This window comes from Lentzea sp. NPDC058436 (assembly GCF_042721515.1).
Taxonomy (GTDB): Bacteria; Actinomycetota; Actinomycetes; order Mycobacteriales; family Pseudonocardiaceae; genus Lentzea.
The window spans coordinates 498,971-521,068 of the sequence record NZ_JBHXLF010000002.1; the positions used below are offsets into that span (position 1 = coordinate 498,971).

General features: G+C 70.5%; 19 protein-coding genes. 13 read left to right on the forward strand and 6 right to left on the reverse strand.

Annotated elements, in window-relative coordinates:
* Window positions 1-43 precede the first annotated feature (43 nt).
* Window positions 44-616 carry a TetR/AcrR family transcriptional regulator gene (locus ACFWN2_RS09860; protein ID WP_382426288.1) on the reverse strand — a complete coding sequence of 191 codons (573 nt, stop codon included), beginning with the start codon at window positions 614-616 and terminating at the stop codon, window positions 44-46.
* A 100-nt stretch (window positions 617-716) separates the two neighbouring features.
* Between ACFWN2_RS09860 and ACFWN2_RS09865 the strand changes: the two genes are divergently transcribed.
* The 4 genes from ACFWN2_RS09865 to ACFWN2_RS09880 all read left to right on the forward strand — a co-directional run bounded on the left by ACFWN2_RS09865 (window position 717) and on the right by ACFWN2_RS09880 (window position 3,132).
* Window positions 717-1,445 carry an SDR family NAD(P)-dependent oxidoreductase gene (locus ACFWN2_RS09865; RefSeq protein WP_382426290.1) on the forward strand — a complete coding sequence of 243 codons (729 nt, stop codon included), beginning with the start codon at window positions 717-719 and terminating at the stop codon, window positions 1,443-1,445.
* A 53-nt stretch (window positions 1,446-1,498) separates the two neighbouring features.
* On the forward strand, window positions 1,499-2,461 hold the full coding sequence (locus tag ACFWN2_RS09870; protein WP_382426292.1) for an alpha/beta hydrolase fold domain-containing protein: 963 nt from the start codon (window positions 1,499-1,501) through the stop codon (window positions 2,459-2,461).
* A gap of 84 nt (window positions 2,462-2,545) precedes the next feature.
* Window positions 2,546-2,947: a maleylpyruvate isomerase family mycothiol-dependent enzyme gene (locus ACFWN2_RS09875; protein ID WP_382426294.1), complete on the forward strand. Its 402-nt coding sequence runs from the start codon at window positions 2,546-2,548 to the stop codon at window positions 2,945-2,947.
* 17 nt (window positions 2,948-2,964) lie between these two features.
* Window positions 2,965-3,132 (forward strand): hypothetical protein, encoded by a 168-nt coding sequence (locus ACFWN2_RS09880; RefSeq protein ID WP_382426296.1) that lies wholly within the window; start codon window positions 2,965-2,967, stop codon window positions 3,130-3,132.
* Here ACFWN2_RS09880 and ACFWN2_RS09885 read toward each other — a convergent pair.
* Window positions 3,125-3,568: a MarR family winged helix-turn-helix transcriptional regulator gene (locus ACFWN2_RS09885; RefSeq protein ID WP_382426299.1), complete on the reverse strand. Its 444-nt coding sequence runs from the start codon at window positions 3,566-3,568 to the stop codon at window positions 3,125-3,127. The genes ACFWN2_RS09880 and ACFWN2_RS09885 overlap by 8 nt on opposite strands.
* A 55-nt stretch (window positions 3,569-3,623) precedes the next feature.
* Between ACFWN2_RS09885 and ACFWN2_RS09890 the strand changes: the two genes are divergently transcribed.
* Both ACFWN2_RS09890 and ACFWN2_RS09895 read left to right on the forward strand, forming a co-directional pair.
* Window positions 3,624-5,597: an MMPL family transporter gene (locus tag ACFWN2_RS09890; RefSeq protein WP_382426301.1), complete on the forward strand. Its 1,974-nt coding sequence runs from the start codon at window positions 3,624-3,626 to the stop codon at window positions 5,595-5,597.
* A 15-nt stretch (window positions 5,598-5,612) separates the two neighbouring features.
* Entirely contained in the window at window positions 5,613-6,716 is a 1,104-nt protein-coding gene (locus ACFWN2_RS09895) for a winged helix DNA-binding domain-containing protein (protein WP_382426302.1), read from the forward strand.
* Here the strand turns inward: ACFWN2_RS09895 and ACFWN2_RS09900 are convergent.
* Both ACFWN2_RS09900 and ACFWN2_RS09905 read right to left on the reverse strand, forming a co-directional pair.
* Window positions 6,713-8,185, reverse strand: a complete 1,473-nt coding sequence (locus ACFWN2_RS09900) for a hypothetical protein (protein ID WP_382426304.1) — start codon at window positions 8,183-8,185, stop codon at window positions 6,713-6,715. The genes ACFWN2_RS09895 and ACFWN2_RS09900 overlap by 4 nt on opposite strands.
* Entirely contained in the window at window positions 8,182-8,790 is a 609-nt protein-coding gene (locus ACFWN2_RS09905) for a uridine kinase (RefSeq protein WP_382426305.1), read from the reverse strand. The genes ACFWN2_RS09900 and ACFWN2_RS09905 overlap by 4 nt, the downstream gene beginning before the upstream one ends.
* Before the next feature lie 96 nt (window positions 8,791-8,886).
* Here ACFWN2_RS09905 and ACFWN2_RS09910 point away from each other — a divergent pair, with 96 nt between their 5' ends.
* The 6 genes from ACFWN2_RS09910 (at window position 8,887) to ACFWN2_RS09935 (ending at window position 19,027) form a co-directional block, all read left to right on the forward strand.
* Window positions 8,887-9,801, forward strand: a complete 915-nt coding sequence (locus tag ACFWN2_RS09910; RefSeq protein ID WP_382426306.1) for a glycoside hydrolase family 16 protein — start codon at window positions 8,887-8,889, stop codon at window positions 9,799-9,801.
* Window positions 9,802-9,870: 69 nt separating this feature from the next.
* Window positions 9,871-11,361: an amidohydrolase family protein gene (locus ACFWN2_RS09915; protein ID WP_382426308.1), complete on the forward strand. Its 1,491-nt coding sequence runs from the start codon at window positions 9,871-9,873 to the stop codon at window positions 11,359-11,361.
* Between the two features lie 112 nt (window positions 11,362-11,473).
* Window positions 11,474-12,787, forward strand: coding sequence for a diaminopimelate decarboxylase (gene lysA / locus ACFWN2_RS09920; RefSeq protein ID WP_382426309.1), 1,314 nt, complete (start codon window positions 11,474-11,476; stop codon window positions 12,785-12,787).
* A 44-nt stretch (window positions 12,788-12,831) separates the two neighbouring features.
* Window positions 12,832-14,112 (forward strand): SWIM zinc finger family protein, encoded by a 1,281-nt coding sequence (locus ACFWN2_RS09925; RefSeq protein WP_382426310.1) that lies wholly within the window; start codon window positions 12,832-12,834, stop codon window positions 14,110-14,112.
* Window positions 14,109-16,574: a DUF6493 family protein gene (locus ACFWN2_RS09930; RefSeq protein WP_382426312.1), complete on the forward strand. Its 2,466-nt coding sequence runs from the start codon at window positions 14,109-14,111 to the stop codon at window positions 16,572-16,574. The genes ACFWN2_RS09925 and ACFWN2_RS09930 overlap by 4 nt, the downstream gene beginning before the upstream one ends.
* The gene (locus tag ACFWN2_RS09935) at window positions 16,571-19,027 is read left to right on the forward strand and encodes a DUF6493 family protein (protein WP_382426313.1); all 2,457 of its coding nucleotides are present in this window, start codon (window positions 16,571-16,573) and stop codon (window positions 19,025-19,027) included. Before ACFWN2_RS09930 ends, ACFWN2_RS09935 begins: the two co-directional genes overlap by 4 nt.
* 39 nt (window positions 19,028-19,066) lie before the next feature.
* On the opposite strand, the gene sph is transcribed toward ACFWN2_RS09935, so the two are convergent.
* Window positions 19,067-19,993 (reverse strand): sphingomyelin phosphodiesterase, encoded by a 927-nt coding sequence (sph, locus tag ACFWN2_RS09940; protein ID WP_382426314.1) that lies wholly within the window; start codon window positions 19,991-19,993, stop codon window positions 19,067-19,069.
* A gap of 77 nt (window positions 19,994-20,070) precedes the next feature.
* Entirely contained in the window at window positions 20,071-20,757 is a 687-nt protein-coding gene (locus ACFWN2_RS09945) for a FadR/GntR family transcriptional regulator (RefSeq protein ID WP_382426316.1), read from the reverse strand.
* Between the two features lie 78 nt (window positions 20,758-20,835).
* Between ACFWN2_RS09945 and ACFWN2_RS09950 the strand changes: the two genes are divergently transcribed.
* Window positions 20,836-22,098 carry an ABC transporter substrate-binding protein gene (locus tag ACFWN2_RS09950; RefSeq protein ID WP_382426317.1) on the forward strand — a complete coding sequence of 421 codons (1,263 nt, stop codon included), beginning with the start codon at window positions 20,836-20,838 and terminating at the stop codon, window positions 22,096-22,098.

Genomic DNA, 22,098 nt, shown 5'->3' on the forward strand with positions numbered 1-22,098 from the left:
TGGACTCCGGCTGGCAGGTGTGAGCCGGAGTCCTTTCCGGGGATCAGAACACGACGGTCGCGGCCGTCCTCAGTTCACCGAGTGCTTCGTCCGCGAGTACACCCAGGTCGTGGTCCCTGGCGTCGTTGATCCAGCGGGAGTACGCGACGCGCAGGGCGAGGTGGCCGACCTCCGCGGTGAGGTCCGCCGTCGGTGCGGCCAGGCCGCGCGTGCGCAGCGCGACGGCGATCGCCTCGGTGAGCACCTCGCGTTTGAGCAGGTCCCGTTCGCGCAGTTCGTGGTTGTCCGCGATGACCGTCTGACGCTGCCGGTACCAGGTGCGCCTGCTCTGGTCGAACGCGGTGGTCATCGCGCGTAGTGCCGCGGCGAGCAGGTCGAACGCTCCTGTGCCGGCGTCGGCACCGCTGATCGCTTCCGCGCACAGCCGGGCGAGCAGATCCTGGCCGGCGAACAGCACTTCGCGCTTGTCCGTGAAGTGGCGGAAGAACGTGCTCTTCGCCGTTCCCGCCCGTTCGGCGATCTCCGCCGCCGTGGTGTTCTCGTAACCGCGTTCCAGGAACAGCTCGAGTGCGGCGTCCCGCAGACGCTCTCCGGTGTTCGGCTCCCACCTGCTCATGGGCTCACCTTAGGTGATGGGACCGGGGTCCCGTCGCGTGCTACCGTCGTGATGGGACCCCGGTCCCATCACTTGCCGGTCGTACTCGAAGGACAACCTCATGGATCTCACGGGAAAGACGGCCCTTGTCACAGGAGCTGGCGCTGTCGGTGGCCTCGGCCACGCGGTGGCGAAGAAGCTCGCCGACCACGGAGCCGCGGTGGTGGTCAGCGGCCGCGACTCACAGCGGGGCGCTGACGTCATCGCCGACATCGGCGCCAGGGCTCGCTTCGTGCGGGCCGACCTGAGCGCGAGTGAGGAAGCGCTGCGCCTGGCCGACGAGGTCGGAGCGGTCGACGTCCTGGTCAACAACGCGGCGATCATGCTCTCCGGTCTGACCGAGGTGAAGTCGTGGGAGCAGTACCTGGAGGCGTTCGCCGTCAACGTGCACGCGCCGTTCCTGCTCACCGCCGCGCTGGCGCCGAAGATGGTGGCGAACGGCGGGGGAAGCATCATCAACATCTCCTCGACCGCCGCGGGCATCGGCATGCCGGGCCTGGGCGCGTACGGAGCCACCAAGGCCGCGCTGGAGTCCCTGACGAGGGTGTGGGCGGCGGAGTTCGCCACCGGCAAGGTGCGGGTGAACGCCGTCTCGCCCGGACCGATGAACACCTCGAAGCTGGTCGCTCTGCTGGGCGACGACATCAGTTCCTTCGCCGAGACGGTGCCGATGGCTCGTGCCTCCACTCCCTCCGAGGTCGCCGAGGTGGTCGCGTTCCTCGCAGGCGACCGGGCGAGCTTCATGACCGGTGCGGTCGTCGCCGTCGACGGCGGCCGGACCGCCATCTGATTCCCGCCGCCTGAAACGAACGTCCCACCACAATGGACTTCAGGAGATCACTGATGACCGATCGCCGTCTTCACGTCGACCCGCAGCTGGCCGGGACGCTCAAGGCGTTGCCCATGGGGCCCAACGGTTTGTTCGACCTGACCGACATCCCCGCGACCCGCGAGGCCCTGTTGTCGTTCGTCGCCCCCGACGAGGTGCCGACCGCGGTCGCGGTCGAAGAGTACCTCGCGACCCGGCCGGACGGCCCGGACGTGCCGATCCGGTTGCTCCGCCCGCTGACGGCCGGCGGACCGCTGCCCGTGCTCGTCTGGTTCCACGGCGGCGGACAGGTCCTCGGGTTCGCGGCCCAGGACGACTCGTGGCTCAAACCGTTGTGCGAGACCATCGGTTGTGCCATCGCCGCGGTCGACTACCGGCTCGCCCCGGAGACGCAGGCCCCTGGTGCGGCCGAGGACGGGTTGGCGGCCTGGCGATGGCTCGGGCGGGAGGCGGGGCGGCTGGGTCTGGACGGCGCGCGGATCGGCATCGCGGGCCAGAGCGGCGGAGGCGGCATCGCGGCGGCGACCGCGCTGCTGATCCGCGACAGCGGCGCCGCGGCCCCGTTGTTCCAGTCACTGCTCTACCCGATGATCGACGACCGCGACCGGACCGCGTCGAGTCACGAGATCACCGGCATCGGCATCTGGGACCGGGCGACGAACGTCCTCGCCTGGAAGGCGATCCTGGGGGAGAGGTACGGAACCGACGACGTCGCACCGTCGTCCGCTCCGGCCAGGGCGACGGAGCTGGCCGGGCTTCCGCCGACGTTCATCGCGGTCGGTGAACTCGACTGCTTCCGGGACGAGGACCTCGACTTCGCGATGCGCCTGCGCGAGCACGGCGTGCCGGTCGAACTGCACCTCTATCCGGGCGCGTACCACGCCTTCGACCTGTTCGCACCCCAGTCGCGGCTCGGGAGTTCCCTGCGTGCGAACTGGCTCGGTTACGTGTCCCGCCAGTTCGCGGCAGCGGGGTGAACGCGCGGGACGCCAGCGCTGACCGAGGGCCGATTCCTGCGACTCGACCGATGAGTTTCCGCCGGCCGGTTCGTACACCAGGGCATGACCGAAGACATCCGTGCCGCGATCAGGGCGGAACGACGTGACCAGGCGGAACTCCTCGAAGGCCTCACCGAGGACCAGTGGGACGCACCCAGCCTCTGCGCGGGCTGGACCACCAGGCACGTGGTCGCCCACACCACACTGCCGTTCCGCTCCAAGGGGACGAGGGTGCTCCTGGAGATCCTCAAGTCGGGAGGCCGGTTCAACCACGCGTCGGACCGCATGGCCCGCAAGGACGCGCAACTCCCGACGAATGATCTGCTCAACGCCCTGAAGGCCAACATCGACCACCCGTGGACGCCACCCGGCGGCGGGCCGGTCGGCGCGCTCAGCCACGACGTCATCCACGGCTTGGACATCACGGTCGCGCTCGGCCTCGGCCGGTGCCGCACGACCGGCTGAGGCCGATCCTCGACGGCATGACGCCGGCGAGCGTCAGGTACTTCGGCGCGGACCTGAAGGGCAAGCGCCTGGAGGCCACCGATCTCGACTGGACGTTCGGCGACGGCACGCCGGTGCGAGGGCAGGCGCAGGACCTGCTGCTCCTGGTCTGCGGGCGGACGCTGCCGCCGGGACGGCTCAGCTGACCGACTCGCGCACCCGCGAGGTCGCCTCGGTCGTCGCCGCCAGGAACCCGGCGACGACCCGGCGGTGCTCCGGGCTCAGCCGCTCCCATGCCGAGGCGTACTCGCGGGCCAGCGGCTGGAAGAACGTCGCGGCCAGCGCCGTCGCCGCGTCGAGCACCCGCAGTTCGACGCGGCGACGGTCCTGCGGGTCGCGTTCGCGCGTCACGTGGCCGGCCTTCTCCAGGCGGTCCAGCACGGACGTCGTCGCCGACGCGCTGAGGTTCAGCGCCTTCGCCAGCGTGCCGGGTGTCATGGGTGACGTCATGATGAGGTTCAGCGCTGTCATGTCCGTGGGATGCAACTCGTGGGCGGCGCTGAAGATCTCCAGGAACCGGTTCGACTCCATCACCAGCGCGCGCAGCATCATGCTCAGCTCGTAGTCGGTTGCATCGCTCACGATCACAGCTTACTGTTTCGGCCATCGAAACGTTCGACGATCGAAGGAAAATCTGATGCGCGTGCTCGCCGGGGTCCTGCTCGTCGTCTGGCTGGCCCTGGGCGGCTTCACCGGGCCGTACGCGGGCAAGCTGTCCGAGGTCTCGGAGAACGACAGCAGCGCGTTCCTGCCCAACTCCGCCGAGTCCACGCAGGTCGCCGAGCTGCAGAAGAAGTTCCAGCAGCAGAGCGCCATCCCGGCGATCGTCGTGGTCGAGCGCAAGGGCGGGCTGACCGAGGAGGACCGGCGCTACCTCGCCGACCAGACCAAGGGCTTCCAGGCGTCGCCGGTGATCCCCGCGCCGGACGGCAACGAGGCCGCGCAGGTCGTCCTGCTGCTCGACCCGGCGAAGGACGTCAAGGACTCGGTGTTCCAGATCCGCGACGGCACCCGCGGCGCGCCGGACGGGCTGACGGTGCTGGTCACCGGCCCGGCGGCACAGGTGGCGGACCTCGTCGAGGCGTTCGGCGGGATCGACGGACTGCTGCTGATCGTCGCGGGCGCGGTCGTCGCGTTGATCCTGCTCGTCGTCTACCGCAGCCCGCTGCTGCCGGTCGTCGTGCTGGTGTCGGCGGTGTTCGCGCTCGGACTGGCCAGCTTCGTCGTCTACCTGCTCGCGAAGAACGACGTGCTGGCGCTGAACGGCCAGAGCCAGGGCATCCTGTCGATCCTGGTGTTCGGCGCGGCGACGGACTACGCGTTGCTGCTCGTGTCGAGATTCCGCGAGGAGCTGCGCGACACCGAGGACAGGCTCCAGGCGATCAAGGCGGCCTGGCGCGGCACCGTCGAACCCATCGCCGCGTCCGCCGGCACGGTGATCCTCGGCGTGCTGTGCCTGCTGTTCAGCGACCTCGACTCGAACAAGGGGCTCGGACCGGTCGCGGCCATCGGCATCGGCGCCGCGCTGCTGACCACGATGACGTTCCTGCCCGCGGTCCTGGCGCTGCTCGGGCGCGTCGCCTTCTGGCCGTTCGCACCGAAGTACGGCTCCGAGCACCCCGAGACCAGCGGGCTCTGGGGCCGCACGGCGAACCTGGTGCGCCGCAAGCCGCGTGCCATCTGGATCGTCACGACGCTCGTGCTGCTCGCGGGGGCCGCGTTCCTGCCGCAGCTCAAGGCGTCCGGCACCGCGCAGTCCGACGTGTTCCTGACCGACGTCGAGTCCGTCGCGGGTCAGGAGGTGCTGTCCCGGCACTTCCCCGGCGGCACCGGCTCGCCGACCGTGATCATCGCTCCCGAGGGCAGGACCGCCGAGGTCGTGCAGAAGTCCACTGTGGAGGGTGTGGCGACCGTGCGGCCCACCGGAACGGCCGACGGGCTCGTGCGCATCGAGGCGATCATGAAGGACGCGCCGGACTCGGACGCGGCCGTGGCGACCGTCGGACGCATCCGCGAGGCGGTGCACGGCAGTGACGCGAAGGTCGGCGGGCCGACGGCGACGTTGCTCGACACCCGGACGACCTCCGAGCACGACCGGACGCTGATCATCCCGATCGTGCTGGCCGTGATCTTCCTGATCCTGGCGTTGCTGCTGCGGTCGTTGCTCGCGCCGTTGCTGCTGATCGCGACCGTCGTGCTGTCCTTCGCGGCCACGATGGGCGTGTCGGCGCTGGTGTTCAACCACGTCCTCGGCTTCCCCGGCGCCGATCCGGTGGTGCCGCTGTTCGGGTTCGTGTTCCTGGTGGCGCTGGGCATCGACTACAACATCTTCCTGATGACCAGAGTTCGCGAGGAGACCCAGAAGCTCGGCACGGTCGAGGGGACGATCCGCGGACTCAGCCTGACCGGTGGCGTGATCACGTCCGCGGGCGTGGTGCTGGCGGCGACGTTCGCGGCGCTCGCCGTGCTGCCGATCCTGTTCCTGACGCAGATCGCGTTCATCGTGGCGTTCGGCGTGCTGCTGGACACGTTGCTGGTGCGGTCGTTGCTCGTGCCTGCGTTGTCGGTGGACATCGGCGGCCGGATCTGGTGGCCGTCGAAGCTGCGGTGAGCGAGGATCTCCGGCATGACCTTCACCGCACGTCAGCTCAACCGCGCCACGCTCGACCGGCAGATGCTGCTGCGGCGCGAACCGGTCGACCTGCTGACGGCCGTGGACCGGGTCGTGGCGATCCAGGCGCAGGAACCCGCGTCGCCGTACGTCGCGCTGTGGAACCGGGTCGAGGGCTTCGACCCGGCCGGCCTGGACGAGGCGTTCACGAGCGGGGCGGTCCGCAAGGCGTCGCTGATGCGGATCACCCTGCACGCCGTCGCGGCCGCGGACCACGAGGTGTTCCACCACGCGATGCTGCCCGCGTTGCGCGCCTCCCGGTTGTACGACAAGCGGTTCAAGGCGATGGGCGTCACGATCGAGCAGGCCGACGCGCTGCTGGAGCACCTGCTGGAGTTCGCGTCTACACCCCGGCAGAAGGCGGAGATCGAGGAACTGCTGCACTCGCACGTCGGCGACGTCGGCCAGCCCGGCGTCTGGTGGGCGTTGCGCACCTACGGTGGACTCGTGCACGCACCGACGGGTGGGCCGTGGTCGTTCGGGCTGCGGCCGTCCTACCAGGCCGTGACGACCGAGCCGCGGGAACGGACGGCGGCGGTCGCGGAGATGCTGCGCCGCTACCTCACCGGGTTCGGGCCCGCGACCGTGCTCGACATGAACCAGTTCACCATGCTGCCGCGCACCACGATCCGGGAAGCGCTGGCACTGCTGGACCTCACCGAGACCGGTGGCCTCTACGACGTTCCGAACGGGACGGTCCCGGACGAGGACACGCCGGCGCCACCGCGGCTGATGGCCATGTGGGACAGCACGTTGCTCGCCTACGCCGACCGCAGCCGGATCATCCCGGAGCCGTACCGCAAGCTCGTCATCCGCAACAACGGCGACACGTTGCCCACCCTCCTCGTGGACGGGCACGTGGCCGGGGTGTGGCGTCCCACCGAGGACGGCGGGATCGAGGCGTCCTCGTTCCACGCGTTGAGCGAGGACGATTGGACCGGACTCGCCGAGGAGGCCGCGTTGCTGCGCAAGCTGCTGGGGGACAGGGAACCCCAGGTCTACCGGCGGTACGCGCGGTGGTGGAACGGCCTTCCCGCTCAGGACGTCCGCGTTCTCTAGCCGCAGGCCACCGACCGCGCGCGGTCCAGTTCGCGCTGGTAACGGGCGGGGTGACGCGCGGCGAGTTCCTCGTTCAGCGCCAGGGACTCGGTGATCGCGTCCTGCGCGGGTTCGGACCGCAGACCGCGGATCACGGCGTGGTCGGTCAGCGCGTCGGCCAGCAGGTAGGCGTACTCGTACGGGTCTTCCGCGTGCTGTTCCCGGTAGTGGGCGACCGCCTGCAGCGACGCCTCCAACGCGGCGTCCAGATCGCCCGCGTGAGCTGAGGCGAGGGCGAACGTGTTGCGCGCCATGGCCTTACCGTCCTCGGTGGGGTACAGGTCGATGCCCTTCGCGGCGGCCTGTGCGGCTGCGGCGTGGGAGCCGAGCGTGATGAGGAGGCTGGCGCGGTTGGTCCACGCCCGCGCGAGGTCGCGATCACCGGTGGCGAGGGTGACGGCCTCGTCGCTGGCCGCGAGCGACTCGTCGAGCCTGCCGACGTCGTGCAGCCGGCTGCCGAGACTGACGAGCGCGAGCGACACCCGCAACCGCATCTTCATGACGAGAGCGGGGCGTTCGGCCTCGGCGAGGAGTTCGCGGTAGCGGTCGACCGACTCCCGCGCGGTCTCCACCGCCTCCGGGAAGAGGCCGAGGTCGTGCAACCGGTTGCCGTGGTTGTGCAGCGCCGCGGCGAGGTTGTCGCGGGAGGTCCAGTCCGTGTTGTGCCGCAACGCTTCGACGGCCTCGGTGGAGGAAGCGCGGGCGTCCTCGAACCGGCCGAGGCGCAGCTGCAGGAGGCTGAGCTCGTCGAACGCGGTGTGGCAGTTCAGCGGCGCGTCGTGCCGGCGCCAGAACGAGGCCGCCTCGGCCATCGCGCCGGCAGCCCGCTCGTACTCGCCGATCGTCCTGAGACGGCGCGCGTACTCGCTGTGGGCGTGCGCGAGGCGGTAGCCGGGAGGCGACGCGTGCTCGATCGGTTCCTGCTGCTCACGCACCTCCTCGATCGCCTCGCGGGCGTTCTCGGCGGCCTCGGCGTGCCTGCCGAGCTTGCCCAGCAGGTTGGTGATCCAGTACCGGGCGACGTTGGCGATCTCGGTGCTGTACCTGCCCGGCACGGCCAGCCGCTGGGCGAGCGGCAACTCCTCCTGCGTCACGGCGAGCGCTTCCTCATACCGTTCGTGCCGCATGAGGTTGTCGCGCAACGCGGTCAGCACGCGCCGCAGCTGCTCCGTGTCACCGAGCTCGCGGCGGAACTCCAGGACCTCGTGGTGCGTCCGCAGGGCGAGGTCGTCCCATCCCGCCTCCTCGAAGTACCGCGCCAGCTCGACCAGGGCCTCCGCCAGCGCCTCCGGCCGGGGCCACTCCTCGCGGGGCGTGCCGCGCAGTTCCTCGACGCGCGGCCACACGTACCCGAGCATCTTCACGGGGTCGGGATAGCCGGTCCTGGCCGGGCGGTGCCATGTCTCGTCACGACGCACTGGCTTGATCACGAGCGAGTGGATATCACGTCCTGGTGGTCGATCAGCAGCCGTGCGCGCGCCTTCGGATCGCACCGCGCGAGGTAGAGGCGCTGACCCTCGACGTAACGGCGGTTGGCGGGGTGGTCCGGATCGGGCGGGCAGCCGTCGCGCACGGCCATGCGCGCGAAGGACACCGCGAACTCGACGTGCAGGAACACCGAGAAGTCCCAGCGCCCCACGAGTTCGTCGCGGTGCAGGAAAACGCCGTCCACCAGCAGCAACGCGGACGGCGGCGCGACCTCGACCGGCGCGTCCACGTACTCGTCGGTCGCCAGGTCGTGGCTCGCGCGCCGGAACGGCTTTCCGGCGGCGAACGGCTCCAGCAGGTACGAGACGAACCGCTCGTGGTCGAAGCTGTCCAGGAAGAAGCCTTCTGGCGAAGTCTTCCCGCGTGCCCAGCGGACCGCACGGGGGTGGTGGAAGTCGTCCACCGACGCCCGCACCACCTCACGGCCCCGCGACCGCAGCACTCGGGCCAGGTCGTCGCAGAACGTCGTCTTGCCCGCGCCGTCCACACCGTCGACCGCGACCAGGCCGCGGGCGGGGAGCAGATCGGCCACCTCGTCGAGCGTCATGACCCCGACGATGGCACAGGACCGGTTGACGTGGAGCCGTGAGAGCGCTTCCATGGAAGTCCGCTGCCGCACGATCGTGACAGAGAGGTCATCGTCGTGGCTCGAAAACTCACGCGCGCCCTGCTGGGACTGGCCCTGGTCCTCCCACTCGCCGGAGTCGCGCAGGCAGCGGTCCCACCCACCCCGACGGGCTGGTCCCTGGCCTGGTCGGACGACTTCAACGGCGCGAACAACAGCGCCCCGAACGGCAACAACTGGATCGTCGACACCGGCCACGGCTACCCAGGTGGCCCCGGCAACTGGGGCACCGGCGAGATCCAGCGCTACACCAACGACCGCGCCAACCTCGCCCTCGACGGCTCCGGCAACCTGCGGATCACGCCGTTGCGGTCCAGCTCGGGCGAGTGGACGTCGGGACGCATCGAGACCCGGCGCTCCAACTTCAAGGCACCGGCGGGCGGCGTCCTGCGCATCGAGGGCCGCATCCAGATGCCGAACATCACCGGCACGCCCGCGCTGGGCTACTGGCCCGCGTTCTGGGCGCTGGGCTCGCCGTACCGCGGCAACTACTGGAACTGGCCGAGCATCGGTGAGTTCGACGTGATGGAGAACGTCAACGGCGTCAACAGCGTCTGGGGCGTGCTGCACTGCGGCGTGAACCCCGGCGGCCCCTGCAACGAGACGAACGGCCTCGGCGCGTCGCGTGCCTGCCCCGGCAGCACGTGCCAGTCGGCGTTCCACACCTACCGCTTCGAGTGGGACCGCTCGGTCAGCCCGAACCAGCTGCGGTGGTACGTCGACGGCCAGCAGTTCCACACCGTGCGGCAGAACCAGATGGACGCCACCTCGTGGAACAACATGACGTCGCACCAGGGCTACTTCATCCTGCTGAACGTGGCGATGGGCGGCGCGTTCCCGAACGGCGTGGCGGGCCGGGCGACACCGACCGCGCAGACCACGCCGGGCCGGCCGATGCTCGTCGACTACGTGGCGGTGTGGACGAAACCGTAGATCCTGGGGCCAGCCCCACTGCTCCACCTCCCCGACGTCGCTACGGTGGAAGCACGGGGAGGTGGAGCCATGGGGGACGTGGCACGCCGGGACGTGTTGTCCTGGCTGGGGAAGGGCGCTCTCGGCGCGGTGGCGCTGGGAGCCGTGGGGCAGCCTGCGGAGGCGGCGGGCGGGGTGACCGTGCTGCGCGGGGCCACCCTGATCGACGGCACCGGCCGGGCACCGACGAGGGACTCGACCGTCGTGCTGGCCGGTGACCGGATCCTGGCCGCCGGTCACCACCGCGAGATCCCACGCGGCGTGCGGGTGATCGACCTCGCCGGGAAGTACGTGATCCCCGGCCTGTGGGACCTGCACACCCACGCGACGTTCTTCGAGAACACGGTCGCGCCGCTGCACGTCGTCCAGGGCGTCACGGGCATCCGCGAGATGTGGGGCCAGCCGGAGACGCACGAGACGCGTCGCCGCATCGAGTCCGGCGAGACGCTGGGCCCGCGGATGGTCGTCGCGAGCACGATCGTCGACGGTCCTGGCGCCATCTGGCCCGGTGCGGACGTCGTCAGCACCCCCGCCGAGGCGCGTGCCGCCGTGCGCAGGGCGAAGGACGCGCGAGCGGACTTCGTCAAGGTGTACTCGTTCCTGTCCCCGGAGTGCCACGCGGTCATCGCGGAGGAGGCGCGTCGGCTCAGGATCCCGTTCGCCGGCCACGTTCCGGCGCGGGTGCCCGTGCAGGACGCGTTGGCCCAGCACACCCACGAGCACCTCTACAACCTGTTCACGTCCACTTCGGACGACGCCGACTCGCTGTACGCCCGGCTCCGCGCCCTGCCCGGCGACCCGGCGGACCCGAACTGGTGGGGCCGTCACGCGGGCCGGATCGAACGGGAGGCCGTCGCGACGCACTCACCGGCACGGGCACGCGAGTTGTTCGCGGCCATGGTCCGCAACGGCACCTGGCAGTCGCCGACGCTGTTCGTCGAACGCAACATGTCCCGCTCGCCGGAGGACATCACGAACGACCCCACAGCGTTGGAACGCATGCGCTACATCCCCGTCGACCTGCGCGCGCAGTGGCAGGCGATCATGTCCGGCCGGCCGACCCGCACGCCCGAGGAGGTCGCGGAACTGCGGAAGTTCGGCGACGCCCGCATGCGCCTGCTCCAGCAGATGCACGCGGCGGGAGTCGGTGTCGTCGCGGGCACGGACGCGGGGTTCGCCTACGTGTTCCCCGGTTTCTCGCTCCACGACGAGCTGGCGTTGCTGGTGCGGGCGGGCCTCACACCGGACCAGGCACTGCGGTCGGCCACCAGCGAGGCCGCGCGCTGCCTCGGCCGGGAGCACGAGTCGGGCACGGTCACGCCGGGCAAGCAGGCAGATCTGGTCGTGCTGGACGCGGACCCGTTGCGGGACATCACGAACGTCAGCCGGATCCACGCCGTCGTCAGCCGGGGCCGCTACCTGGGCCCGGCCGAGAGGACCCGGATCCTGCACGAGATCGAGGCGGCGGCACAGGAGCCGGTCGACGCGCCGGTGACACCGCTGGGCTGCTGCGTGCACTGAGCTGTGGCCCCCGCCACGCCGTCCATCAGGATCGCGTCAAGGTCACCACCGCGAGTGTCAGGGACTCGTCCGGGACCTGGGCAGGAACGCCCGGCAGGCGTGTGCTGAACGCATGACACTCGCGGAGTTGTTGCCCAGCATCGGATGCTCCACCGAACCGGTGCTGGAACGGGGTCTCTGGCCGGACGGCACCCGGATCGCCGGCCAGGACCTGATCATCGGTGGAGTCCCCGCCACGGAGCTGGCCGCTCGCTTCGGCACCCCGTGCCAGGTCCTGGACGAGCAGACGGTCCGCACCAGGGCCAGGGCCTTCCGCGCCGCGCTGCCGGACGCGGAGGTGGTGTTCGCGGGCAAGTCGTTGCCCTGCCCCGAGGTCTACCGGTGGATGGCGCAGGAAGGGCTTTCACTGGACGTGTCGTCCGCAGGAGAGCTCGCACTCGCCAGGGCCGCGGGCTTCCCGGCACAGCGGATCGTCATGCACGGCAACGTGAAGACCGCCGAGGACCTGAAGGCCGCGCTGGAGCACGGGGTCTCCCGGATCGTCGTCGACTCGTTCGACGAGATCGCCCAGCTCGGCGCACTGGCCACGCGCGGCCAGGAGGTCATGATCCGCGTGACGCCCGGTGTCGACGCCCGCACGCACGCCAAGATCGCGACCGGCGTCGAGGACCAGAAGTTCGGCTTCTCGCTGGCGTCCGGTGCCGCGCTCGAAGCGGTTCTGCGCGTCGTCGAGCAGCCGTCGCTCAGGCTCGTCGGCCTGCACTGCCACATCGGCTCCCAGGTCAGGCACGTCGCGAGCTACGAGGAGGCCGTGCGGCGCATGGTCGGCCTGATCGCCTCGTGCGGCACCAGGATCTCCCAGCTCGACCTCGGCGGCGGCTTCCGCGCGCCCTACCTGGCGGGAGAGCAGGCCTTCGACCTCGCCGGGTTCGCGCACCGCGTCCTCGGCACCCTCAACTACGAGTGCGGCGTCCACCGCGTGCCGCCACCGCGTGTGCTGATCGAGCCCGGACGGTCGATCGTCGCGAACGCCGGCGTGACGCTGTACCGGGTGTGCGCGGTCAAGCACGGCCTGACGCGCACGTTCGTCGCCGTCGACGGCGGCATGAGCGACAACCCGCGCCCCGCCCTGTACGGCGCCCAGTACTCCGTCCGGTTGGTCGGGCGAGGCGGGAAACCGAAGCCGGTGACGGTCGTCGGCAGGCACTGCGAGGCAGGAGACGTGCTCGCCGAGGACGTGCTGCTGCCGCACGACGTGCACGCGGGAGACCTGCTCGCCGTGCCCGTGACGGGCGCCTACCACCACGCCCTGGCCTCGAACTACAACCAGGTGTGCCGCCCGCCGGTCGTCGCCGTGAACGACGGGGTGGCGCGGCCGATCGTGCGGCGCGAGACCGAGGAGGACCTGCTGCGCCGGTACGTTTGATCAAACACCTGCCGAGTCGAACGTATGTTCCTTAAAGTGGCGCGATGCACTCGTACGCCTACGTTGCCGACTCGCGGCTCGACGAGACGCGGCGCGCCCTGGGACTGCAGACCTCCGGCGGCAGGGCGCCGAACCCGCGCTTCTTCACCGGGTTCCTCGGCGACTCGCAGCAGGCCGCCACGGCGTTGCTCGCCATCGCCAAGATCGCGGGCACCCGCTACTTCCAGCCCACGAACGAACGCCTCCGCGACCCGGTCGTCACGTGCAACGGTGACCGGTTGCGCTTCGAGTCGTTCTCCGGCTGCTGCGGCGTCTACGCGCGCCTGGACGTGCTGGGTGACGCGCTCGACGGCGAGGTGCACGACCGCGGCACCACGAACGTCGACGTCAACGAACCGCTGCGCCGCGCGCTCGCCCGCGTCACGAAGGGCGACCCGCTGCACCTCACGGTCGGGCCCGACCAGGTCGAGGTCGGCACGCTCGACGGCGCGGTCGTGGAGAAGAAGGTGCCGCTGCCGCCGCGCTGGCTGCGCGGCTTCGCCGAGACCCAGGTCCTCACGTCGAGGTTCGGCCTGAAGGCCGAACTGTCTCCGATGGACGCGCAGCGGTTCCTCAAGACGCTGCCCAAGGGTCGCGCGGCCGTCTGGGCGGTGCCGTCCGGGAAGTCGTTGAGGCTCAGCGGAACGGCCTCCGCGAACGCCGTGTGCCTCGCCGGCCCGAACCGCCTCGAAACGCTCCTCCCGTTGCTGCGCTTCGCGAAGGCCGTCCGCCTGTACGGCCCGCCCGCCGACGGAAAACCGGTCGCGAGCGGCTGGGAGGTCGACCTCGGTTCGCAACGCCTGACGCTCGTCCTCTCACCCGAGGTGACGCGCGGCCTGTCCGGTGAGGGCGCCGTCCTCGACGGACTCGCGGCCGGGGACGCCGACACCGACGCCGAACTCGTCGGCGCGCTCCTCGACTTCGAACCGCGCGTGGACGTCGCGGACCTCGCCGACCGCTCCGGCCTCACCCCCGCCAGGGTCAGAGACGCCCTGGCACAGCTCGGAACCGCCGGACGGGTGGGCTACGACCTCGCCGAAGCGTCGTACTTCCACCGCGAACTGCCCTACGGCGGCATCGACGTCGAGGCCATGAACCCCCGGCTGCGCAACGCGAAGGCACTTGTCGCGCAGAACGCCGTGAGCTGGGACGGCGACACCGCTGTGGTCGGTTCCTATCGGGTCAACGGTGAGGCGTGCACCTGCCAGTGGTGGGCCGAGTACCGCGGTGGGCGCGGCAAGTGCAAGCACGTGCTGGCGGCGGACATGGTCAGGGGCAGGGCGTGAGCTTCGAGAAGATCCAGGCGCTGATCGAGGCCGACGAGTGCGGTCCGCTCGGGGAGGCGCTGAAGTCCCTCACGCCCGAGGAGCGCAAGGCGTGCGCGAAGGACCTGATCGCGTACGAGAAGGCGCACCGGGCCGGTGACGGGCGCTGGGAGAACGGGCCGATGCTCGCGATCGCGGGTGCCGGTCTGCTGCCCAGCTCGTCCGCGCTCGCGCCGTGGCTGATCCGCTACCGGGTCTCCGCGCACTACGACACCGACCGGATCGCGGTGCTGATCGACGTGCTGCGGCACCGGGACCTCCCGTGGATGCCCGACCTCGTCACGAGGCTCGCCGCCAAGATGCCGTCACGGGAGCGCTGGCGCCGCGACCTACTGCAGGTGGTGCTGGCGTTCTGCGGGGAGGACCCTCCCGACTCGGACGGGTTCCTGCTGCACTTCATGGACTTCGGCGGCCACACCAGGTGGAGGCCCGCCTTCGACGCGCTGATCCCGCGGATGCTCGGGGCTGTCGGTTCGGGGGCGATCCTCGCGAACAACCGGCACTGGAGGCTGTTCCTGCGCGACCGCGCCGAGCGGAAGGTGCTGTTCGACGCCTGCCTCTCCCGCCTCCAGCAGGGCGGTGCGGCGAAGGAGGTGGAGGGATTCCTCGCGCTGCACGAGGTCGTCCAGGTCACGGTGGACGAGGCGGTCGAGCACGCGCGGGACTACGTCGCGATGCTGCCGGACTCGCGGTCCGTGGTCGCGAATCTCGCGCAGCACCAGCTGCAGCGGTGCGACGACGCGGGAAGGCTCGACTTCGACCTGCTCTGCGACGCGAGCCGGTGGGTCTTCGGCCGCACCGAGAAGAAGCTCGTCCGCTCGCAGCTCACGTGGCTCGCCAAGCACGTCGGCGCACGGCCGGACGAGGTCGTGCTGACCGTCGCGGAGCTGTTCGGGCACGAGTCCGCCGACCTGCGCGGCCAGGCCGTCAAGCTGGTCGCCAAGCACCTCGGCGACGCGACCCGGTCCGAGATCCTGGCTTTGGCCGAGCAACTGCCGGGTGATCTCGCGGCACAGCTGGGCGGCACCACCACCGAGGAACAGGCCGTGGAACTGGCGGCGTTCGCGCCGGCTCCGTTCCCCGAGCCGATCGCCACCCTCGACGAGCTGACCGCCGAGCTGATGGGCGCGTTCGCCCGCAACTCCTACAACCTCGCACCGTCCACAACGGAACGGATCGTCGAGGCGCTCGTTCGGTTCGCCTGGGAGGAAAGAGAAGCGCTGCACAAGGCGATCCAGCCGCTCTACGACAAGCACGCGTGGTTCGGCTACCGCGAGGAACACCCCGACGACGACCACGACCCGCGGTCGGAGTTCATCAACGTGATCATCGCCGCGCGCCGCAAACCGAAGCCGCTCAAGCAGCAGGTGAGCACGGAGCTGGACTTCGCCCGCAACCGCAGGGCGGAACAGCCGCGGCCGGCCGACGACCTCGCGAAGCGGATGCACGAGATCGCGAAGGGGCTCGTGCACCTGCCGAAGCCGGCGCTGGTCTCCACACCCACCGAGATGTCCGGCCTGATCGCCCCCGCCGTCCTGCTCGAACGCCTGGCGCGCGCGGAGGCCGAGGGCTGGGAACCGTGGCAGCGCGACCTGATGCAGGCCGTCGCGCGCCTGCCCCGCGACACCGACGGCGCGTTGTTCTCGGCGCTCACGAGCAAGGCGGGCGGCAAGGTCCGCGAGTGGCTCGCGTCGAGGACCGATCCCGAGATCACCGTCACCGAGCGGACCTACACCTACGACTACAGCTGGCAGTCACCGCCGCCCACCGACACGGGCCTGTACGCCGTGGTCCTTCCCGGCTTGGAGGAGCCGGAACTGAGCATGCGCGGTCACGACGAGTGGGGTCTGATGATCGAGTGGTGGCCGTCCGCGCTGCCCGCTCACCGCGAGGTCGTCGCAGCTCACCTGATCCCGCACTTCCGCGCCCGCACGGCCTCGAAGGGCAGCGACGGGCCGCTCCTGCCGATGCTCGCCGAGGCCCACGGACCGGCGGGTCCGGCCCTGCACCTCGCCCTCGTCTACGGGCTCGGCGCCGAACTGACCGTCAACCGGGCCCACGCGGTCGACGCGATGCTGGTCCTCGCGGCCCGCTCGCAGCTCGACGGCCGGATGCTCGGCGATCTCCTGGGCCAGGTGCTCGACAGCGGTGACGTGGTGCTGAACCGGGTCCTGCCCGGTCTGCGCGACGCTGCCCGTTCCGGTGCGGCACAACAGATCTGGGACGCGCTGAGCACGGTGCTCCCGCGCCTGTGGACTCACAACAGGGCGTCCGACGTCGTGGAGCTCGCCGTGGAACTGGCCCAGTCGCTGAAACCGGGCGGTGAGGTCGGCGGACTCGCGGAAGTGGCCGCCCGCAAGGGCCCGAGCAAGACCGTGGTGCAGGCGAAGCGGCTCGCGAGCGCTCTCGGAGGCACGGCATGAGCTTCGACCGGATCCAGGCGCTGATCGAGTCCGACCAGGTGCTCGCACTCGGCGAGGTGCTGAAGAGCCTCACGCCCGAGGAGCGCAAGGAACGCGCGGCGGACCTGGTGCCGTACGAGAAGAAGCACCGGACCGGGGACGGGAGCTGGCGCCACCGCGAGACGTTGATGGTCGCGGGCGCCGGACTGCTGCCCAGCGCGTCGGCCCTCACGCCCTGGCTGGTCCGCTACGCGCTCTGGTCTCACCCGAAGAACCCGAAGAGCGGGACCGCGGTCGTGATCGACGTGCTCCGGCACCGCGAGCCCGCGTGGCTGCCCGATCTCGTCGCACGGCTGGCCGCGAGGATGCCGACCCGCGAACTCTCGCGGCACGACCTGCTGCGCGTGATCCTGGCGTTCTGCGGGGAGAACCCGCCCGACTCCGACGGGTTCGTGCTGCACTTCCTGGCGTTCGGCGACCACGAGCCGTGGCGTCCCGGCTTCGACGTGCTGTTCCCCCGGATGCTGGAGGTCCCCGGCTCGGGCTGGTACTTCGGGGACGCGCGGTCGACGCAGGCCGTCCTGTGCGCCCGGATGGACCGGCGGCAGCTCCTCGACGGCTGTCTCGCGCGCCTGCAGCAGGGCGGCTCGCCGGCGGACGTGAAGGGGTTCCTGGAACTGCACCGGGCCATCGGGGTCACGCCGGACGAGGTCGCCGAGCACGTGCGGGACTACGTGGCGATGCTGCCGGACTCGCGTTCCACGGTGGCCGCAGAGGCGCAGGACAGGCTGAAGTCGTTGGACGAGCGGGGAAAGCTCGACTTCGACCTGCTGTGCGACGCGAGCCGGTGGGTGTTCGGCCGCACCGAGAAGAAGCTCGTCCGCACCCAGCTGACGTGGCTCGGCAAGCACGCCAAGGCGCGTCCGGACGAGGTCGTGCTGACCGCGGCCGAGCTGTTCGCGCACGAGTCGGACGACCTGCGCGGCCAGGCGGTCGCATTGATCGCCAAGCACCAGGCGAAGATCAGCGACACCACCCGTGCCGACCTGCTGGCCTTGGCGGAAGGGCTGCCGTCCGACCTCGCCGCCCAACTCGGTGCCGACGCGGTCGCGGAGGACACCGCCGAGCTCGCCCCGTTCACGCCGCGCCCGTGGCCGGAACCGATCGCGACGCTCGACGAGCTGACGGGCGAGGTGCGCGGCCTGGTCGCCCGCACCACGTCCTTCGTCGACCCGGTCGGCGTGGAACGCATCGTCGAGGCCGTGGTCAGGTTCGCCTGGCAGGACCGCGAGGCGGTCGCGACCGCGTTCGAGCCGATCTACGACAAGCACTCGTGGATGAGACTCCGCTTCGACCTGGACGAGCCCGTCGACCACGCCAGGCCTGACTGCCGGGCGGAGTTCTTCGCGATCATCGCCGCCGTGGCCGTGCCCGCGGAGCCGAACGGCCAGGTGGAACGGCCGACGCGGCCGAGCACACCCGGCCAGTACCTCGCCGAGAGGCTGAGCGAGATCGCGAGGGGCCTGATCAGGTCACCCAGGCCGTTCCTGGTGTCCACGCCCACCGAGATGTCCGGCCTGCTCGACCCCGAGACGCTCCTCGAACGGCTCGCGAAGGCCGAGGCGGAGGAGTGGGAGCCGTGGCCGCAGGACCTCAGGCAGGCCTACCACCGGCTGCCCCGCGGTACCCGGCCCGAGGCCTTCGCGTCACTGCACGGCACCGCGGGAAAGTTGTTGCGGGAGTGGCTCACCGACCTCTCCGATCCGGTCGTCGAACTCGTCGAGCGCACCCGTTCCACGCGCTACGGCTACATCGCGCCTGCGAAGCTGGAGAAGCGGCTGTTCGTGACGCTCGACCCCGGCCTGCCCGAACCGGAACGGCACTGGAACGGGTACAACGAGTGGGAGGTCATGCTCCCGTCCTGGCCCGCCGTCCTGCCCGCGCAACGCGAGGTCGTCGCCGCACACCTGGTGCCGCACCTCGCGATCCGCCGCGAGTCGAAGGGCGACGACGGCGCGCTGCTCCCGGCCCTCGCGGAGGCGGACGGCCCGATCGGCACCGCCCTGCACCTAGCGCTCGCGTGCGGCCTCGGCGCCGAGGCGACGGTCGGCCGAGCCCACGCCGTCGACGCCCTGCTGATCCTCGCCTCGCGCGGCCAGCTCGACGGCACAGCACTGGGCGAGGTCGTCGGCGTGCTGCTGGAACGCGGCGAGCTGGCGCTGAACCGGGTCGTCCCGTGCCTGCGCGACGTTGCCCGGTCCGGTGCGGTGAGGCAGGTGTGGGACCTGGTGGCGACCGCGCTGCCGAAGACGTGGCCGCACAACAGGGTCGCGGACCTGGTGGAGCTGGCGGTCGAACTGGCCCAGCAGCTCTCGCCGGGCGGCACCGTCGAGGGACTGGCGGAAGTGGCCGCCCGCAAGGGAACGAGCAAGGCGGTGGTGCAGGCGAGGCGGCTCGTCAGCGCACTGGGCTGACGGACGCCGTTCCCGGCGCCCGAATCGCTGCGCTTCCGCTCAGCCGGCGAAGACCGGGTAGTGGTCGGACAGGTCGTTGTAGGTGTACTTGCGCCCCCACGACCAGATCGACCACTCCGGACTCTTCACCCGCCGCGTCTCGTTGCGCAGCAACGGACCCTGGACCGTCAGCACGTAGTCGAGCTGCTCGGACGCGTACTCCGGCCCGTACTGGTCCCGGCAGACGCTGTTGTCCGCGCAGTCCCACGAGAACGGGTGCCCGCCGATCTGAGGCGTCCGGGCGCCGAGCTCCGCCACCATCGCGGCGAACTCGGCGCTCGCCCCGATCACGTTCATGTCGCCCGCCACGTAGACGGGTTCGGAGGCGGGGATGTTCCGCGCGGCCAGGAACGCCCTGATCTCCGCGCGCTGCTTCGCCCGATAACCGCCGGGCGCGCTGGTGCACGTCGAGTCCTCGGCCTGCATGTGCGTGCCGATCACGTGCATGGGCCCGGACGGCGCCTCGATCCGCGCGTACGCGAAACCCTTGTTGGAGAACCAGTCCGCACCGCACCCGTCGCGGTAGACGTGCTGCACCCGCGTGGTGATCGGCCACCGGCTCAGCACCGCGACACCGCCGTCCTCGGGCGTAGAGTCGCTGTACCGCCCGCTCGTCACGTCCCACCCGGCCCTGCTGCGACCCAGCACCGGCGTCTGGTGCGGGTAGGTGTCGCGCAGGTTCGCGAGCAGCCGGTCGGAGGCGGTGTTGTCGAACGCCTCCTGCAGCACCACGACGTCCTGGCCGTTCAGCACACCGGTGCTGTCGATCAGGTCGGCGCGGGCGACCTGCCCCCAGTTCGGGTACAGGTTCCGCGACAGCATGAACACGTTGTAGGTGGCGATCCTCGGTGCGGCGGGGGCCGCGACCGCGACGGGCGCGGCCGAGACCGCCAGGGCTGCGACGGCGGCGAGCGTGATCAGACGCATGAGGCCCGATGCTGACGGACGTGAATGTCTTTCACAACCGTCTTACCGGTACCCGATGGTGTCGTATCGATTAAGAGTCAGCGCAGCCGGTCGAGGTCCGCGCCCGACTTGTCGACCAGCGCCCGCATCGCCTCGTACGCCGCTTCAGGATCACGCCGGCGGATCGCGTCCACCACCTCGCGGTGCGACGGCACCGGGTCGTCCTCGACGGTCCCGTGCACCAGCTTGTCCCGCTCCGCCAGCCCGATCGCGATGATCCGTTCGACCTGCGTCAGGAACGTGTTGTGCGTGGCGGCCATCAGCAGGCGGTGGAACTCCAGGTCCGCGCGGACGGTCGCGGCCAGGTCGCGCGCGGACGCCATGCGGTCCAGGGCGGCTGACAAGGCCTCGACGTCGGCGTCCGAGGCCCGTTCGGCGGCCAGGCGGGCGGCGGCGGGCTCGACGATCACGCGCATCTCGGTGAGCTCGCCGAACAGGCCCTGGTCGGAGCCCGCTTCGGTCTGCCAGCGCATCACGTCGGTGTCGAGGAGGTTCCACGACGACCGCGGCTGCACGAACGTGCCGCGCTTCTGGCGCGCGTCGATCATGCCCTTGGCCGACAACACCTTCAGGGCCTCGCGCAGGGCGGTCAGCGACACGTCGAGTTCCTCGCGCAGCGCCGGGAGGTCGAGCGTGTCGCCCTCGCCGATCTCGCCGGCCAGGATCCTGCCGGCCAGCGCCTCGACGGTCTGGCCGTGCACGCCCCGCAGCCGCTTCTCGTTCATGAGGTCAGAGCATACGGCACATCATAAATTATGAATTATTCTTGACTTGATCATGGTCAGCGCGCACTCTTCTCATCCATGGACAGGCGTCACTTCCTCCGCGTCACCGCCGCCGCGGGAGCCGGGTTGCTGGTCAGCGGCACCGCTTCCTGCGCCACCTCGGCGTCCTCCGGCCCGGTCACCCAGACCGCGGGCACGGCCACGATCCAGTCGAACCTGTCGGCGCCCGCGGCGAAGGCGGCGATCGACGCACTGGTGAAGGCGTTCAACGCCAGGTTGGGCGCGCAGGCTTCGGTCAACACCGTCGCTTCCGAGACCTTCCGGACCCAGCTGCCGAGCTACCTCACCTCGGCCAACCCTCCCGACCTCTTCACCTGGTACCCCGGCGCGTTGCTGAAGGGGTACGAGGAGAAGGGCCTGCTGCTCGACATCAGCGACGTCTGGCAGACGATGGGCGACTACCCGCAGTCGTTCAAGACGTTGAGCGGCAAGGTGTTCGTGCCGACCACGTACTACTGGTGGGGCTTCTTCTACCGCAGGTCCAACTTCGCCAAGTGGGGCGTCACCCCGCCGAAGACGTGGACCGAGTTCGTCGACCTGTGCAAGGTGTTGCAGGGCAAGGGGGTCGTCCCGCTCGGCATGGGCGCGGGATCGGACTCGCCGTGGACCGCGTCGAGCTGGTTCGACTACTTCAACATCCGCGTCAACGGCGCGCCGTTCCACCGGGAACTGCTGGCGGGCAAGCAGAAGTTCGACGACCCGAAGGTCAAGGCGATCTTCACGCCGTGGCGCGAGGTCCTGCCGTACACCGACCCGAACGGCACCGCGATCGGCTTCCAGGAGGCCACGACCGCGATGCTTCAGGGTCGCACGGGCATGCTGCTCACCGGCGCGTTCTTCGCGGACGCGGCACCGAAGGACGCGATCGACGACATCGACTTCTTCCGGTTCCCGATCATCGACCCGAACGTGCCGCTGGCGGAGGAGGGCCCGACCGACGGCTTCTTCGCGAGCGCCAAGTCACCGCACGTCAAGGAGCTCAAGGAGTTCCTGACCTACGCGGCGACGGCGGAGGGTCAGGAGGCCTACATCAAGGCCTCGTCCGGCACGGTCCTGCCGACGCACCCGAACGCCAAGGACTCCGGCACGCCACTGGTCACCAAGGGCCGCGCGCACCTCAAGGAGGCCGCGGAGATCACCCAGTTCTTCAACCGCGACTCCAGCGACGCGCTGCAACCCACGGCGGACGCCGCGCTGATCAAGTTCCTCCAGCAGCCCGACCAGCTGGACACGATCCTCGCGGACTGGCAGAAGGCCGCGCAGCAGGTGTGGTCGAGCTGA